Here is a 16,120-nt window from a genome sequence, read left to right on the forward strand (position 1 = left end):
TCCAAACAAAGAATCATTTCGTACGTTTGAGCCACCGATGCATAAATCCTTTGATTCCCTTCGGAGCTTCAGGCTCTGTGGCAGCAGGGACGGTCATGTAGCGAAGCGCGATCCGTCTGATATCACTAGAGGCGTTACATCGCGGATAAGCTGCTGTAAATGGGACCTGCCGCTTAACCGCCTGGACAACATGCGTATCATCGGCAATCGAACCCAGCAGCTTGATATCGATATCCAGGAAACGCTGGGCCGTCAAAATAATTTTGCCCGCTGCTTCACGTGCCTCCTCTTCATCTCCCGCACGATTGACAATCAGGCTGAACGGAACCTGACATTCCGTGCCGTGCACCACCTTGATTAACGCATAGGCATCTGTGATGGACGTCGGTTCGGGCGTCGTGACGACTAGGCATTCATCAGCGGAAGTAATAAACCTCATGTTTTCCTTGGACAAGCCAGCTCCCGTGTCAAAAATGATATAGTCCATTTCCGAGGAAATAATTTCGATCTGTGAAATAAAATAATTCATTTCCTCTTCAGACAGGGACATCATGTCAGCCAAACCGGAACCTCCGGCAATGTAAGGAAGCTTGTCTGGTCCGTATTGAATTACTTCTTCAATGCTCTTCTCCCGGCGAATGAGATGATACAAGCTGTACCGGGAGCTCACGCCCATAAGAACGTCAATGTTTGCCATCCCGATGTCGGCATCAAACACCAATACCTTTTTGCCCATCGACTGTAAAGTCAGCGCAAAATTCAGTGTGAAATTGGATTTCCCAACCCCGCCTTTACCGCTGCTGACCGTAATAATCTTGGCGGTTCTTGGGGATGTTGGTTTAACGCTGTTCCCTGATTGCTGAGAAGAAACCAGCTGGCGGAGCGATTGAGCTTGATCCGTCATGTGCGAATCTCTCCCAGCAGCAGATGGCATAACCGCTCGCTATCGGCCATCAGCAGATCATCCGGCACATTTTGACCATTGGTCATATAGGACAAGCGAAGGTTATGGGCATCAATCAGATTAAACAAGGAGCCGTAGCTGCCGGTCTCATCCATCTTCGTGAAGATGACCTTATCGAGTTCGTATTTGCTGAAATGATCCGCGATTTCGATCATATCGCTGCTCTTGGAGGTCAGGCTGAGCACAAGATAGGTTTCGCTTTGATCGGAATGGGAGAACAGGCTTTGAAGCTCGGAAACGAGCAGCTCATTCCGATAGTTCCGACCTGCAGTATCCATCAACACCAAATCACAATCCTGCAGCTTCTGAAGGGCTCGCTGCATATCACCGGGCGATTGCACGACTTCCATCGGCACATTGAGAATGGAGGCATAGGTGCGCAGCTGTTCAACGGCAGATATCCGATACGTATCGGAAGTGATAAAACCTACCTTGCGTTGGTTACGGAACAGCTGCTCCGCTGCGATCTTCGCAATCGTGGTTGTCTTGCCGACCCCTGTCGGTCCGGCAATATATACAATCCGGGTCTCGGGCTGAACACCGCCGCCAATACGCCCCTCAAGAAACGCCTCGGCTTGCTTGTAAATCACGTTCTGCAGTTCGGCCTCGCTCATCTGCATTTGACTGGCTTGCCAGGCTTCTTCTGCGGCAGTGAGCCACTCTTCCGTCAGCTTGGCCGAAAGATCCTGCTTAAGCAGCTGATCCCGAATGAAATGCAGCGGCTCGGGTAGCTGCTGCGCTTCGAGATTTTGCCTGGACAATCGCGCGATCCATTCCTTCATTTCCTTAAGCTCTTCAAGGACTCTTTGTTCGGATTCACTAATTCCCAAACGGGAACTTAATGGCTCCTCCTGTCCTCCACGAGATGACTTATCAGACTTCACAGATCCAACGGATGCAGCCGTTTCCGCTTGATCGCTTCGCATCGCGGCTTGTTCAGGTGCTGCAGGCTGTTGCCCATGACCCACTTCATCCTTGTCCCTGTTAACGGCCTCCTCGGAAGCAGCAACCTGGCTAAGAATCTCTGCAAAACGACTATAGTCATCCTCCTGCTGTACGCCGGAGGCTGAATCCGTGTTATTCACGGAATTCATGGAGGCTTGTGAACCGGGCTTCGAAATTTCAGCCGTTCGTTGATAGGCCTTGGGTACGGCACCAGAAGGTACTGCAGGCGTAACTTTGGACTTCATCGGAGCAGAGCCTTTGGATTTCTCCGCTTGCTCTACTGCCGCGATTACCTCGATCTTCTTGCGGGTAAACATACCCAGGAATCCGCCCACCTTGGTTTCCTTCGTACTCAGTATGACGGCATCCGCACCTAAATCCGTACGAATGTGCTGCATCGCCTCAGGCATCGTGTCGACGATATACCTCTTCACTCTCATAAGTTCACCACTCCGACACTTTGAATTTCGACGTTCGGCTCCAGCTCACTATAAGACAACACCGGAATATCCTGCATGCTTCGTTCAATGACCTGCCTTAAATACATTCTTATGGCTGGTGAGGTAAGCAGAACAGGCTGCTGCCCCATCTGAATGATCCGGTTAACCTGTTCACTGAGCTTCTGAAACACGCTCTGTGTCGATGCCGGGTCCATGGCAAGATAGCTTCCTTGGTCGCTCTGCTGGACGCTTTCGGCGATCTTCTTCTCAAGCTGCGGTCCAACCGTGATGACCCGCATAGCCTCTCCCTCTTGAGCATATTGCTGGGTAATCTGCCGCGAGAGAGCTTGTCTTACATATTCGGTAAGGACATCGGGATCTTTCGAGTAATGTCCATAATCCGCAAGGGTCTCGAGAATCGTGACCATGTCCCGGATCGAGATTTTTTCGCGGAGAAGCTTAGCTAATACCTTCTGCACCTCTCCAATGGTCAGCACGGAAGGAATGAGCTCGTCCACAAGGACCGGATAGCTTTCTCTGATGTTATCAACCAATGCCTTGGTCTCCTGGCGTCCAATCAGCTCATGGGCATGTCTCTTAATCAACTCGGTCAAATGGGTAGCCACAACGGACGGTGGATCGACTACGGTATATCCGGCAAGATCCGCCCGCTCTTTCATGGCTTCATCTATCCAAAGCGCAGGGAGCCCGAAGGCCGGTTCGGTCGTTTCGATGCCCGTTACGGAATCATCCTCGTACCCAGGGCTCATGGCGAGGTAGTGATTTAATAATAATTCACCGCCGCCGACAGCATTCCCTTTTATTTTTATGACATATTCATTCGGTTTTAGTTGAATATTGTCGCGAATTCGGATAACCGGTACGACAAGTCCCAGCTCAAGTGCGCATTGTCTCCGAATCATAATGATCCGGTCCAATAAATCTCCGCCCTGCTGCGCATCTGCGAGCGGAATCAACCCATACCCGAATTCGAATTCGATCGGGTCAACCTGAAGCAGGTTGATCACACTTTCCGGACTTCGAACCTCTTCGATTTGCTGTTCCTCCTCCATCTGCTCCACCTCGACCTGCTTGCGATCCAGATTGTTCTGCATCCTCCGTGCCGCAATAAGTAAGATGAGTGCAATCGGTGCGGTCGTAATCAGGTGAATGGGTGTGAAAATCCCTAGCAACAGAACGGTACCTGAAACAATGTACAATAGATGAGGGTATGAGAAGAGCTGCCCTGTCAGATCCTCCGCCAGGTTCCCTTCCGAAGAAGCTCTTGTAACAATCAGCCCCGCTGCAGTGGAAATCAAAAGCGCCGGAATCTGACTGACCAATCCGTCCCCGATCGTCAGGATGGAGTATGTGCTCATCGCGTCTCCGAATGACATTCCGTGAATCGAGATCCCGATGATAAATCCGCCGATCAGGTTGATCAGCATGATGACAATCGTAGCGATGGCGTCACCCTTAACGAATTTACTTGCACCATCCATAGCCCCGTAAAAGTCGGCTTCCCGCTCGATTTTTCTTCTCCGCTCCCTGGCTTGCTGCTCATTGATCAAACCTGCGTTCAGATCCGCATCAATACTCATCTGTTTGCCAGGCATCGCATCGAGCGTAAATCTTGCCGCAACCTCTGCTACCCGCTCCGAGCCTTTGGTAATGACGATGAACTGTACGACAACGAGGATCAAAAAGACGATGAATCCAACCGCAATTTCGCCATTCGCAATCCACTTACCAAACGTGGCTACAACCTCGCCCGCACTAGCTTCCGACAGGATCAGCTTCGTTGTCGAAATGTTAAGCGCTACACGAAACAGTGTCGTGATGAGCAATAAGGATGGGAAGATGGAGAAGTCCAAGGCTTCCTTCGTATTCATGGCCACCAGCAAAATAATAAGCGCCAGCGAGACATTGATAATCAGGAGTACATCGAGCAGCCATGCCGGGATCGGAAGAATCATCATGAGTACGATGCCAATGACACCCGCAAGGACAGATAGATCTTTTATTTTCACTGCAATGACGCCTCCGGTCCCTAATTATTTCACTTTACCTTTTAGTTTATATACATAGGCCAGCACTTCCGCTACGGCCTGGAACAGGTCTCCCGGAATCGAATCCCCGATTTCCGACCGTTGGTACAAAGCGCGTGCCAGCGGCTTATTTTCCATCGTTATAATTCCGTGTTCCTTCGCTATTTCTTTAATCCGCAAAGCCATGAAATCCTGACCCTTCGCAATGATCTGCGGAGCTTCCATCATGGACCCGTCATACTTGATCGCCACTGCAAAGTGGGTCGGGTTCGTGATGATAACGTCGGCATTCGGGACTTCCTGCATCATCCTCTGCAGTGCCATCCGACGCTGGCGTTCCCTGATCTTCCCTTTGATCAGCGGATCGCCCTCCATCTTCTTGTACTCGTCTTTGATGTCCTGTTTGGACATTCGAATGTTTTTTTCATAATCATATTTCTGATACATGTAATCCAAAACGGCCAGAATGATCAGCCCGATGGCAATCTTAAAACCAAGTGACATGGTGATATCCGCCACGAAATGAAAAATGGTGTCGGGTCCCATTGTCGACAAGGACGATAATCCTTCCCTGGCAGCCCACAAGGTGGTGTACACGAGGTAGCCGATGATGGTCAGTTTGATGACCGATTTCAAAAACTCGACCAAGGAACGCATCGAGAATATGTTCTTGAACCCTTTGATGGGATCGATTTTACTGAACTTCATTTTCAAAGTCTCGCCCGTCAGCATAAACCCGACCTGCAAGTAATTGGCGATCAGCGCAACAACGAACACCGAGATAAACAACGGAGCCAGCAGAAGCAATATTTGAACACCGTACTCCCCGAATAACTGCATCACATTGTCTTTCGTTACGTCCATGGAGAGCCGATTAATATAAATGTCAGTAAACAGTCGAACGGTGCGGTCTCTCATATACCCGCCGAAAATTAACAAGCAAAAAAATGCGGCCAGCAAAACCGATGCACCCGATACCTCCATACTTTTGGCAACTTGGCCTTTCTTACGTGTATCCTGGCGTTTCTTCGGTGTGGCTTTCTCCGTCTTTTCGCCAGCGAACAGCTGTAAGTCGACCGGATACCGGTATGACATCCGCTTCACCTCCATCCTCCTTAAGTCGGCCCGTCGCCAAGAACGCCGAGTAGCTGCCGGAGTGCTTCAAACATTTTGGCATACAGATGATCAAATAGTGACACCAGCATTGGCATGAGCAGCATCAGCAGCACGAGTCCAACGATGATTTTGACGATTATACCGATAACAAATACATTGAACTGCGGCGCCGTCCTTGCCAGAAAGCCAAGCCCGACATCGGTCAGGAACAAAGCGGCTACCAGCGGAGCGGCCATTTGAAGTGCCAATACAAAAGAGTGCGAGAATGTCCGTACGAGAAAATCCGTCACATTACCTTCATGAATCTTCCCAAACACATCCCCCGTAATCGGAATCCAATCATAGCTGTACATAATCGCATCAAACAGGTAGTGATGGCCATTCATGCTCAGAAATACCAGTAGGGCAAGATAATACTTGAAGTTACCGATTAATGGGCTGGAAGTCCCCGTAAAAGGATCGATGACATTTGCCATGCTGAACCCGATCTGAATGTCAATTAATGCGCCTGCCGTTTGAACGACGGTCATAATAAGATAAGCAGTGAAACCAAGCAGCAGTCCAACCAATACTTCCTGGACAATTAGTATGACGTAAGACAGATCTTGCGGAACCACTTCTCCGAGCCCGAACGAAAAATATACGATCAGGGCGATGATGGCCGAAAGGCCTATTTTGTAAGAAGGGGGTATACCGCGTGAAGTAAACACTGGCGATATTACAAAAAAAGCTGTTATTCGACAAAATATAAGCATAAAAACAGGTAAACTTTGCTGCAACCATTCCATGGACACTCAGCCTATCCGATATATTTGTAGAGATTGTCCAAAATTCCGTGGGTAAAATCCACTAACGTCGTTAATATCCAAGGACCAAACAGCAATAATGATATAAGTACGATAATAATTTTTGGTACGAAAGCCAGCGTCTGTTCCTGGATTTGTGTTGTCGCTTGAAAAATACTGATGATAAGTCCGACAACCAGTGCGAGAACCAGCATCGGTGCGCTCACCTGGAGCACAATATAAACCGCTTGTCCTGCCAGACCGATAATAAATTCAGCGCTCACGGCTAAGTCCCCCTGTATTCGAATTACTTGCCGCTTATTGCTACGTGTTAAAGCTCATCAGCATGGATTTCACTACCAAATACCAGCCGTCTACCAGAACAAAGAGCAAAATCTTGAATGGCAGCGAGATCATGACCGGCGGCAGCATCATCATACCCATCGCCATCAGCACACTGGCAACCACGATATCGATGACCAGAAACGGAATGAAAATCATAAAGCCCATTTGAAAGCCCGTCTTCAGCTCACTAATGGCAAATGCCGGTACCAAAACCGTTAATGGAATATCCTCATAAGATTCGGGTTTCTCTGCGCCTGTGTAATTCATGAACAACAATAGATCCTTTTCCCGTGTGTGCGCGAACATGAACTTTTTCATAGGATCTTGAGCCTTATCCAGCGCTTCTGCTTGGGTGATCTCACCTTTCAGATAGGGCTGCAGCGCTACATCATTCATTGAAGACAACGTCGGAGCCATTACGAATAAGGTAAGAAACAGAGCCAGGCCGATCAACACTTGGTTTGGCGGTGTTTGCTGTGTGCCGAGCGAAGTACGGACAAAGCCAAGCACGATAACAATCCTTGTAAAACTAGTCATCAGCACCAGTATCGCCGGTGCAATGCTAAGAATGGTGATCAGGAGTATCAAGGACAAGGAGCTTGTCCCCGGTGTATCTCCCTCGTTGCCGATTTGAATATCGATGTTTGGAATCGGATCCGCAAATGCCGTATGGGAAAACAGAAATCCAAACAATATGAAAATCGCGATAGCGTACGAGATCTTTTTATTCATGAATCTTTATGATCCTCCCGCAGCAATTCTTCGACCTTTTCTTTCCGGTTCGGTACGCTGCGCAGCTTGGACTCGAACACTTCATGGAAAGAAGATGTATCGTCCAATTCCATTTCTTCCGGTGGTTTGTCTTTACGGAGTTTTGCCGCCAGTTTCGTTATAAAAGGCGGCAGTGCCCCATTATGTATTCCAGAATCCTGTTCAAATGCAGCTTGGATAAGCGCAACTTCAGCTGGATCAGAAATTTTGTCCACCAACCGGACGTCTTCGCCAACTCCGATCACATAGATGCTGCCCCCAATTTCGACGAGCTGAAGGGATTTGTTAGGGCCCATCCCAACCGCACCCAAAGTACGAATGGAGCGGCCCTGCATCCAGCTCTGATTCTTTCTGCTGAGAAAGCGAATCAGGAACACGATCAACGCAACGATGATGGCAAGTACGATAAAGACATAAAATAACTGTAAATAATACCCGGTAGTACTACTTGAGCCTAATCCATCAGAAGCTGCCATCATCATAAGAAGAACCCTTATACGCCAAGCGTCTTATTGATGGCTTCAATGACTCTGTCCGATTGGAACGGTTTAACGATAAAGTCCTTGGCTCCAGCTTGGATCGCATCAATAACCATCGCCTGTTGGCCCATGGCAGAGCACATAATCACTTTTGCATTCGCATCGACTTTTTTAATCTCTTTCAGCGCTGCGATACCATCCATTTCCGGCATCGTAATATCCATCGTAATCAGATCTGGACGAAGTTCTTTAAATTTCTCGATTGCTTGCGCACCGTCCTGTGCTTCTCCCACAACCTCGAATCCGTTTTTGACCAATATGTCACGGATCATCATTCTCATAAATGCAGCATCGTCCACAATCAGAATTCGGTTAGCCATTGATAAAAATCCTCCCTAAAATGTTTGTGCTATTGTAATTTTTGAATCCGGTCCCATTGGCTCACGATATCCGTCACGCGTACACCAAAGTTCTCATCGATGACAACGACCTCGCCCTTGGCAATCAGCTTATGATTGACAAGGATGTCTACAGGCTCACCGGCAAGCTTGTCCAGCTCGATGATCGAACCTTGCGACATTTCCAGGATATCCTTAATTTGCTTTTGAGTCCTCCCTAATTCTACGGTGACTTTAAGGGGAATGTCCATCAGTAAGTTCAGATTGTTTTCATCCACCTGGGTGTACGGCGCAGATTGCAGATTAGCAAACTGTACGGGCTGTACATTCACATTGCGATTCGGCATGCCGCCATATTGCTGCGGCTGCGCTTGGTAAGGCATCTGCGGCTGTCCATATGGCATGGATTGCGGGATCGGCCCTCCCTGTCCCTGCATTGGCTGGCCGTAGCCTTGTCCGTAGTCGTATCCTTGGCCCATATCATTGCCATTCACAGGGTTAGCCGGTGCTTGAGCCGGTTCCTGGGTACTGACAGGTGCTTCCACCGCCGGCGCGGCTTCCTGCTTCGCAGGCTGAGGCTCTTCCGTTCCGTTGATAAGCATGTGAACCATATCCTTGGAAAAATGAACGGGAAGCAGCTGCATAATGGTTGAATCAATAAGGTCACCGATAATTAATCGGAATGAAATCTTAATCAGTGTTTCATCCGGCGGAAGGTTGTTAACCCCTTCACCTTTTGCCATGTTCAGAATGTCAATGCCTGGCGGCGATATATTGACAAACCGGTTAAAAATCGTCGACATGCTCGTTGCGGAAGAGCCCATCATCTGGTTCATCGCTTCCTGAACGGCACTGATATGAATCTCGTTCAGTTCCTCTTCCACGGGGTTGCCTTCCCCGCCTAACATCAGATCAGCAATGACCTGAGCATCGCGTGTTTTAATGACTAGAGAGTTAATTCCTTCAAAACCATCTACATAAGTAACATGTACCGCTACATGCGGCTTCGGAAATTCTTCCTCAAACTCGCTTCGCTTAATGATCGACACTTTGGGTGTTGTGATATCCACTTTTTTGCCCAGCAAGGTAGACAGGGCGGTTGCAGCACTGCCAAAGGTAATGTTACCAATCTCGCCGAGCGCGTCCTGCTCTAAAGGTGTTAATACATCATCGACAGTCGCCGCCGAAGGAATTGATGCTGGTGATGCCATTTCCGACTGTTTTAACAAAGCGTCGATTTCTTCCTGGGATAAATAGTCTTTACTCGTCAAATTCTTCAGCTCCTTCGATGACAATTTCATCGATTTGTACAGCAACCCGGTCTTTTATCGTTCCGGGACTGCCAATAAACTTTAATCTGTCCCCAACCTTAATGGAAAGTCCATCATGCATCGGCTTGTTTAATGAGATGACGTCGCCGACGCTCAGTCCTAAAAATTCGGACACGGTGAGCTGTGAAACGCCCAGCTCGGCAACAATCGGAAGCTTGGCCTTACTTACACGCTGCTTAAGAGCATCTACTTCCTCTGGAACACTCGCTTTTTTCTCCGAGATAAACCATTGATGCGCCGATAGCTTGGACATGATCGGTTCCAGCACCACGTGCGGGATACACAGATTAATCATCCCCGTGGTATCGCCGATTTTGGTGCTAAGGGAAATTAGCGCAATGGTTTCGTTTGGAGAAACAATCTGCATAAATTGCGGATTCGTTTCCAATGCTTCAAGCCGCGGTGAGATGTCCAGCACCGTTTTCCATGCTTCCTGCAGACTGTCGAATGCCCGGCTGAAAATGCGTTCCATGATGATCGTCTCGATTTCGGTCATCGAGCTGATGGAAGTAGGAGCAATGCCTGTTCCTCCCAGCAAACGGTCCAGCATCGCGTAAGCAATGTTTGGATGGACCTCGAGCACCATGCGCCCGACAAGCGGTTCCGCCTCGAATATATTGAGAACTGTCATTTTGGGTATGGAGCGAATAAATTCATCATATGGAAGCTGTTCAACCTGCACCACGTTAATTTGCACAAAAGTGCGTAATTGCGCTGAGAAATATGTGGTCAAATATCGTGCAAAGTTCTCGTGAATGCGGGTTAAGCTCCGAATATGATCCTTGGAAAACCGGAGTGCCCTCTTAAAATCATAAGAACGAATTTTCTTTTGCGTTTCCTCTTTTTTCAGTTCTTCAGCATCCATTTCCCCTGAAGAGAGAGCGGCCAATAAGGCGTCGATCTCATTCTGCGATAAAACATCAACCATCTACTCACCCCCTTACAGGTCGTCCGACGAACAGTCTAGATTTCAGTGACGATAACATCTGTCATTTCAATTTGAATTAAACGTCCAGACGTTAACGACTTATTAACCAGATTCACCAGCTTAGCGTTAAATTGTTCGCGCCCCTTCGAATCATTCAGTAATTCGGGCTTCGTATCGGCCAACGTCTTGATAATAATCGGTTTAATCTTGATATTCTTGATTTTTTCGAATTCTTCCTTTGCTTTTTTGTCATTCAGCTGAAAAGCAAAGGACATCTGGGCGATATAGTTTGGTTCGGCTAAATTCGTCTTGATCCCGGCGATTTCCGATGTCATCGCCACGATCTCATCGGCAGAAAACTTAGGTAAAGCCGCTGCATTGGCTGAAGCCTGACTTTTACCGTTATCGCCAAGCAATTTATCCGACAATAGGAAGATCGCCAGAACAATCAGCGTAATGGATAACAGGATCGTAATTAACCAGGGGAGCATCTTTTTCATGAAGGTTCCTCCAATTGCTGCACTTTAATGGTAGCTTGATGAATGCCTACCTCGTGATGATACGCCTTAACGGAAGCGATGATTTCATTTGCACTTTCAAGCACAATCATGCGTTTTCCATTGATCAAAGTAATGTAGGTGTCAGGAGTCTCCTCAACCATTTCTATCAACAGCGCGTTAAGCCACAACTGCGAACCATTTAACCTCGTTACCGATATCATGGACAGCCTCCTTGTTTAATCAGGGAGGGGATTGCCCCTCCCTATCCATCCTTATCGTTTCAGATTGACAACTTCTTGAAGCACTTCGTCCGAAGTCGTGATGATCCGGGAGTTGGCTTGGAAGCCGCGCTGAGCAACGATCATTTCCGAAAATTCACCTGTCAAGTCAACGTTGGACATTTCGAGCTGTCCTGAAATGATAGCGCCAGTTCCTTCTTCGGCGTTATTAGCTTCGAACATGACAGCATCCAGATCGCCATCAGGAACCGCATTAAGAGTCACACGATACATATTGCCGCCGATTTTCTCCAGACCTTCCGGATTCGGAATTTTCGCAACGCCGATGATGGCTCCCTCTTCCGTTGATCCGTCACTCATCTTCTGAATGATGGCGCCATTCTGTGCAATCGTAAATGCCGTTACATCTTCCTCCAGCTGGATAGGTTCACCAGTTGCATCAAGAACGAGCATCCCATCTGAAGTTACCAGGTTACGCGCTACGTCTATATGGAAGTCTCCAGCTCGGGTCAAGAAAGGCACATCTTGATCCTCGCTAAGCTTCACCATAAAGAATCCGTCCCCATCTATTCTCAGATCCGTCGGATAGTTAGTTATCATTGCACTGCCTGGCGTATGCAGCGTATCGATGGAACCGATCGATACACCAAGACCGACCTGCTTCGCGTTTACACCACCGGATGGATCGTCGGTTCCCGGGGTAACACCGGACATTGTTTGACTTAGTACGTCTTTAAACATCACACGTCCGGCTTTAAACCCAACTGTGTTTACGTTGGCAATGTTATTACCAATGACATCAAGCTTGGTTTGGAAACCTCTCATTCCGGAAATACCGGAATACATGGATCTTAACATCGATTTTCCCCCTTCTGTTATGGACCGCTTCTGTCGATCAGCGGCCGCCTGGCTTCCTCGCGGGCCAGCCAGATTTATGAAATAATTACTGCACTATCAATTTGCGTAAATACGTTATCCTTCATCGCGTTGCCATCCATTGCAGTGACTACGGTCCGATTCGGAATATTCACGATGAGAGCCATATCCTTCATCAGAATGAGTGACTCCTTGCTCCCCTTCGCGGCAGCTTTATCCACCGCGCTCTGGATCTGCGCAAGCTGATCACCCTTTAATTCAATGCCGCGCTGCTGAAGTCTCTTTGCCGCATGATTGCTGATTTTAAGCAGATTCTCATTTAAAAGTTCCTGAAACGTCCCGGCTGGCGGGTTAGCTTGAGCTTGCGTTTTACGCTCATTATGAAGTGCCGCGGGATGTATTTTTCCAGGGTATAAATGCCCTATCATCATGCGGTCACTCATGGCGCTACTCCCCCAGGCTCTTCTCCCCCTTGTCCAGGATCTACGGCCTCAGGAGCTGACGGCTCGGGATTGCCTGTTTCGGGTACGGAAGGATCGGGATTTGTTATTTCAGGTTCTGTCGGACCTGGACTGCTTGCGTCAGGTACGGAAGGACCCGGATTCGTTGTGTCAGGATCAATCGGACCTCGATTATTTGTATCAGGTACTGCAGGACCAGAAATCAACGCTTCTGGATCATTCTCGGTTACGGCGTTCTCGATTTTCACGATCTGGTCAAGCGATACTTCACTGTCGCCGACTTTGGCATAATGTACGCCTTCACGAACAATGATGGAATCTACGATACCGCTCTTCATGACGGAATCCGAACCATCCTCGGGCTTGAACATCCAGCTGATCTGTTTACCGATCAAACTTGAAGCAGCACCTAAAGACTGACTCATTGCCGTTAATTGAGTATTGATATTCATCAGTTGCTCCAGGGAAGTAAACTGGGCCATTTGGGCAATAAATTCCCGGTCCTGCATTGGCTGAAGCGGATCCTGATGCCTTAATTGCGTAATCAGGATGCTCAAGAACTGATCCTTTCCAAGCTCCTGGCCATTCCCGCTTTTACTGCTGACATTCCCTTTGGCATAATTGGGCCACATATTATTCGTAGACACCGGATTTGTTGCCATCCAAGCTCACCTCCTCACTGTTAGGCTTTAGCGGTAAATGTTCCTGCTTGTACCCGTTCATCGTCGGCTTGGTGCTCGGCAATCCAATCGTTTAGTTCTTCTGTCAGATTTGCTGCCAGCACGGCATCATCGGATGGTCTGTCCTTCTCCTTCGAGCGATGCTGTGACTGCTGCTGGCCTGATCCAGGCTGACGGCCGTCTTGATAAAGATTCGCATTGGAAGGCTGGCTGCTCTGTGTAACTTCAATCTTCTCGATCTGCAGTCCTTGTGCAATCAATGCGCTGCGAAGCTGTGCCATTTGCTGGTCAATCAGCTCTTTAGCATCTGTCGACCGCGTCATGAACTGGGCGATTAATTGGCCATTCTGCATCGTAAGTTTGATATCTACTTGACCCAGATGTTCCGGATTCAAGGAGATTCTCGCTTCCGTAAAACCGGTTTGTTTCACGATTTCAAGCTTATTAATAATGAAAGAAGTCATTTCGCTTGAGAAATTCTCAACAGGTACCGGCGGAGCTGCAGGTTTTACTGCAACTTGCGTTCCTGAACGCAGGGCTAGTTGTCCGGCCGTGACCGTTCCTTGCTCCAACAGCGAAACTCCTTCATTCATCATGAACTCAGATGCTGTACCCTCTACTTGAGTGCTCGTCGTCAGCGATGACCACTTGGCATTCGCCTGTCCCGTTGTTTGAGATGAAGCCGACTGTCCTGAAGTATTCGTGGATACAGTAGGCTGAGCGGCATCCGGCTGTTTTTGAGCAAGGATATGATCAAAGCTGCCGCTTGCTTTAGTCTCGCCAGTCCCAGTTCCTTGACCAAGCAAACCATGGAATGATTGGACAAGCTGTTTTACAGCAGCTTCGGTATTTAGATCCACCTGACCAGATTTGGAAAGCATCGATGCCAGCTGGCTGATCGTATCCTGTACCGCGAATCGAATGGTCTCCGGTCTGGAAGCCAATGGAGACATCTCATTCCCACCCGCGTTCTCTTGTGCCTGGGAAGCAGCTCCGCTCAGCATAACATTCGCTTGCGTGAGCCAGTTCTGCAGCTCTTGCAATAGGGATGGATCCTCCATCAATGCCTGGTCCATGGTGTCCAGCTCCTGCAGCAAACCTTGAAGCAATTCCATCAAGCCTTCAAGCGATGCATCGGTTTCCGAAGAATACTGCGTTAGCAAGGATTCCAGCTTGGCAGCGACTTCCGTCGATGTTGTTGAAGCGCTGTTCCCGCTGCTATTCATCTGGTAAGCCAGTGTCGCATCAAAGGAAACACCCGCTGTCGACTGACCCGCCGCGCTTGCCTTTCCGCTTCCCGAGGGACTGCTTACGGATGAAGACATATTTTGTACCGTTATTGTCATCGTCTTATTTCACCTCCCTTCCTGGGGATGGAGATTCATTTCAGAGCTTATTTAGAGCCCATCAGGCGATTCAATATCTTTGCTGCCAGCTCCGCATCTTTCGAGGACATCGCATTTAAAATCCGTGAACGCGTTGCATCATCCACTGTATTTAGAATGGTCATAGTCTTAGCAGGGCTGATCTTATACGTTTGCATCAGCAGTTCGGCAGCGTTGGCGGGTGTCATTCCGGCAAAGGTCTGATTCAACTGGTTTTTATCCAGATTGTCGGATGTCTTCTTCTGGGCCGCCTCTGTATCATTCTTCTTGAGCCTGGATTGCAGTGCCGCGATGGCCATATCTTCAGAAGTCTCGGCATCTTTAAGCATCATGGTTGCATCCGCGGCCGTTTTGGGATCCATTTTTTGCAGAATGGCAACCCGATTGCTGCTCTTCATCTGACTAAGCATAAGCACCATTTCTTCCAGCGTAAGGTTTTGCATGATCGGTGCCGCTTTGCTTGGACTCATGTCGGCGTAGAGCTTGGACAGTTCGCGAATTTGCTTGGTATACGCGTCTTCCTCTTCGGTCTCACCGCTTGTCGATGTACTCTGCATCGAATCAATTTGGGTTTCCAGCTCTTTCACCTTGTTTTCCTGCGCTGTTTTTTGCTCCGTTACTTCATTTAATGTTTCTTCGCGTTCGGCAAGCTGCTTCTTAAGTTCAACAATCGTTGCTTCCGCGCTTTCTTCCTGCTGCTTCGCTTCTTTGAGTTTCTGTTCTTCCGGGGTCAGCACCGGATCCGGGACCCAGTTCTTGACGACCGGAATTTTATTGGCTACATCGATTAGTCCATCCCGCACATCGGCTCTAAAAAATACGGCAAGCGCCCCGAGCAGTACAATCGTGAATATAGCAGGTACCAAAATCAACAGTATCCGTTCAAATCCTCCGCCTGATTCTTCCTTATCAAGCGGCATGTCTTTTCGTGCCACTCTCATTCCTCCTTCGCGGTCATAACCCTTCGGTGTTTGCAAACCTTATCGGGCTTTGATCGCAAAACGTACCGTCGCCATTTCGTCCAGCTCGTTTTGTTCCCGAAGGAGACTTTCATGCCGGAACTTTTCTTCGGATTTATCTCTTGCTTTCAGCCACACTTTTTCGTCTAGCATTTTGTCGGACAATACCTTTTGTTTCTTGGTTACATTGACATGAGCGATCCGTATGTCATCCCGCTTACGCTCAATGCATTCTTCCAAGTGCTCTGCGTATACCTGAATGTTTCGGATCTCAGCGACCGGCACGCACCGTGATGCAGCCTCCTGCTGAGCGTGATACATTTGATCCCGCATCTCATACAGCTCATTCAGACTTTTCTCTTCCGCCTGCAGCTTCCCGATGGCGCTTGACAGCATCCATTCGGCTTGCGTTTTCTCGTTGCTTTTCAGGTCTACGATTTTCTGGAATGCATAATGAAACTTCATTCTTC

The 16,120-nt window shown here is 48.5% G+C and carries 19 protein-coding genes; all 19 read right to left on the bottom strand.

What is annotated here, in order from left to right; genetic code table 11:
* Nucleotides 1–13 precede the first annotated feature (13 nt).
* Nucleotides 14–904: a MinD/ParA family protein gene (locus tag ACPV3A_RS13835; RefSeq protein ID WP_071220096.1), complete on the bottom strand. Its 891-nt coding sequence runs from the start codon at nt 902–904 to the stop codon at nt 14–16.
* Complete coding sequence (gene flhF / locus ACPV3A_RS13840; RefSeq protein WP_194543565.1) at nt 901–2,349, bottom strand: flagellar biosynthesis protein FlhF; 1,449 nt, start codon at nt 2,347–2,349, stop codon at nt 901–903. Before flhF ends, ACPV3A_RS13835 begins: the two co-directional genes overlap by 4 nt.
* Nucleotides 2,346–4,379: a flagellar biosynthesis protein FlhA gene (gene flhA / locus ACPV3A_RS13845; protein WP_194543566.1), complete on the bottom strand. Its 2,034-nt coding sequence runs from the start codon at nt 4,377–4,379 to the stop codon at nt 2,346–2,348. Before flhA ends, flhF begins: the two co-directional genes overlap by 4 nt.
* A gap of 24 nt (nt 4,380–4,403) precedes the next feature.
* Nucleotides 4,404–5,492, bottom strand: coding sequence for a flagellar biosynthesis protein FlhB (gene flhB / locus ACPV3A_RS13850; RefSeq protein WP_194544873.1), 1,089 nt, complete (start codon nt 5,490–5,492; stop codon nt 4,404–4,406).
* A 20-nt stretch (nt 5,493–5,512) separates the two neighbouring features.
* Nucleotides 5,513–6,301, bottom strand: coding sequence for a flagellar biosynthetic protein FliR (gene fliR, locus ACPV3A_RS13855; RefSeq protein WP_426199972.1), 789 nt, complete (start codon nt 6,299–6,301; stop codon nt 5,513–5,515).
* An 11-nt stretch (nt 6,302–6,312) separates the two neighbouring features.
* Nucleotides 6,313–6,582 (bottom strand): flagellar biosynthesis protein FliQ, encoded by a 270-nt coding sequence (gene fliQ / locus ACPV3A_RS13860; protein ID WP_071220092.1) that lies wholly within the window; start codon nt 6,580–6,582, stop codon nt 6,313–6,315.
* A 40-nt stretch (nt 6,583–6,622) separates the two neighbouring features.
* Nucleotides 6,623–7,375, bottom strand: coding sequence for a flagellar type III secretion system pore protein FliP (gene fliP, locus ACPV3A_RS13865; protein ID WP_076324981.1), 753 nt, complete (start codon nt 7,373–7,375; stop codon nt 6,623–6,625).
* Nucleotides 7,372–7,896: a FliO/MopB family protein gene (locus ACPV3A_RS13870; RefSeq protein ID WP_071220090.1), complete on the bottom strand. Its 525-nt coding sequence runs from the start codon at nt 7,894–7,896 to the stop codon at nt 7,372–7,374. Before ACPV3A_RS13870 ends, fliP begins: the two co-directional genes overlap by 4 nt.
* Before the next feature lie 11 nt (nt 7,897–7,907).
* Nucleotides 7,908–8,273 (bottom strand): response regulator, encoded by a 366-nt coding sequence (locus ACPV3A_RS13875; RefSeq protein WP_006211317.1) that lies wholly within the window; start codon nt 8,271–8,273, stop codon nt 7,908–7,910.
* A gap of 29 nt (nt 8,274–8,302) precedes the next feature.
* Nucleotides 8,303–9,562, bottom strand: a complete 1,260-nt coding sequence (gene fliY / locus ACPV3A_RS13880; RefSeq protein ID WP_194543568.1) for a flagellar motor switch phosphatase FliY — start codon at nt 9,560–9,562, stop codon at nt 8,303–8,305.
* A complete protein-coding gene (gene fliM / locus ACPV3A_RS13885) occupies nt 9,552–10,550 on the bottom strand; it encodes a flagellar motor switch protein FliM (RefSeq protein ID WP_071220088.1) in 999 nt (332 codons plus the stop codon). Before fliM ends, fliY begins: the two co-directional genes overlap by 11 nt.
* A gap of 35 nt (nt 10,551–10,585) precedes the next feature.
* Nucleotides 10,586–11,050 carry a flagellar basal body-associated FliL family protein gene (locus ACPV3A_RS13890; protein WP_194543569.1) on the bottom strand — a complete coding sequence of 155 codons (465 nt, stop codon included), beginning with the start codon at nt 11,048–11,050 and terminating at the stop codon, nt 10,586–10,588.
* Nucleotides 11,047–11,271 carry a flagellar FlbD family protein gene (locus tag ACPV3A_RS13895; RefSeq protein ID WP_009594749.1) on the bottom strand — a complete coding sequence of 75 codons (225 nt, stop codon included), beginning with the start codon at nt 11,269–11,271 and terminating at the stop codon, nt 11,047–11,049. The genes ACPV3A_RS13890 and ACPV3A_RS13895 overlap by 4 nt, the downstream gene beginning before the upstream one ends.
* Before the next feature lie 51 nt (nt 11,272–11,322).
* Nucleotides 11,323–12,147 (bottom strand): flagellar hook-basal body complex protein, encoded by an 825-nt coding sequence (locus ACPV3A_RS13900; protein ID WP_071220086.1) that lies wholly within the window; start codon nt 12,145–12,147, stop codon nt 11,323–11,325.
* A gap of 74 nt (nt 12,148–12,221) precedes the next feature.
* Complete coding sequence (locus ACPV3A_RS13905) at nt 12,222–12,608, bottom strand: TIGR02530 family flagellar biosynthesis protein (RefSeq protein WP_339218332.1); 387 nt, start codon at nt 12,606–12,608, stop codon at nt 12,222–12,224.
* A complete protein-coding gene (locus ACPV3A_RS13910) occupies nt 12,605–13,288 on the bottom strand; it encodes a flagellar hook capping FlgD N-terminal domain-containing protein (protein ID WP_194543571.1) in 684 nt (227 codons plus the stop codon). The genes ACPV3A_RS13905 and ACPV3A_RS13910 overlap by 4 nt, the downstream gene beginning before the upstream one ends.
* 20 nt (nt 13,289–13,308) lie before the next feature.
* Nucleotides 13,309–14,652, bottom strand: a complete 1,344-nt coding sequence (locus tag ACPV3A_RS13915; RefSeq protein ID WP_426199973.1) for a flagellar hook-length control protein FliK — start codon at nt 14,650–14,652, stop codon at nt 13,309–13,311.
* Between the two features lie 47 nt (nt 14,653–14,699).
* Complete coding sequence (locus tag ACPV3A_RS13920; RefSeq protein ID WP_194543573.1) at nt 14,700–15,632, bottom strand: kinesin; 933 nt, start codon at nt 15,630–15,632, stop codon at nt 14,700–14,702.
* 39 nt (nt 15,633–15,671) lie between these two features.
* Entirely contained in the window at nt 15,672–16,115 is a 444-nt protein-coding gene (gene fliJ / locus ACPV3A_RS13925) for a flagellar export protein FliJ (protein ID WP_426199974.1), read from the bottom strand.
* Between the last annotated feature and the right edge of the window lie 5 nt (nt 16,116–16,120).

This window comes from Paenibacillus sp. Dod16 (assembly GCF_049893405.1).
Taxonomy (GTDB): domain Bacteria; phylum Bacillota; class Bacilli; order Paenibacillales; family Paenibacillaceae; genus Paenibacillus_AQ.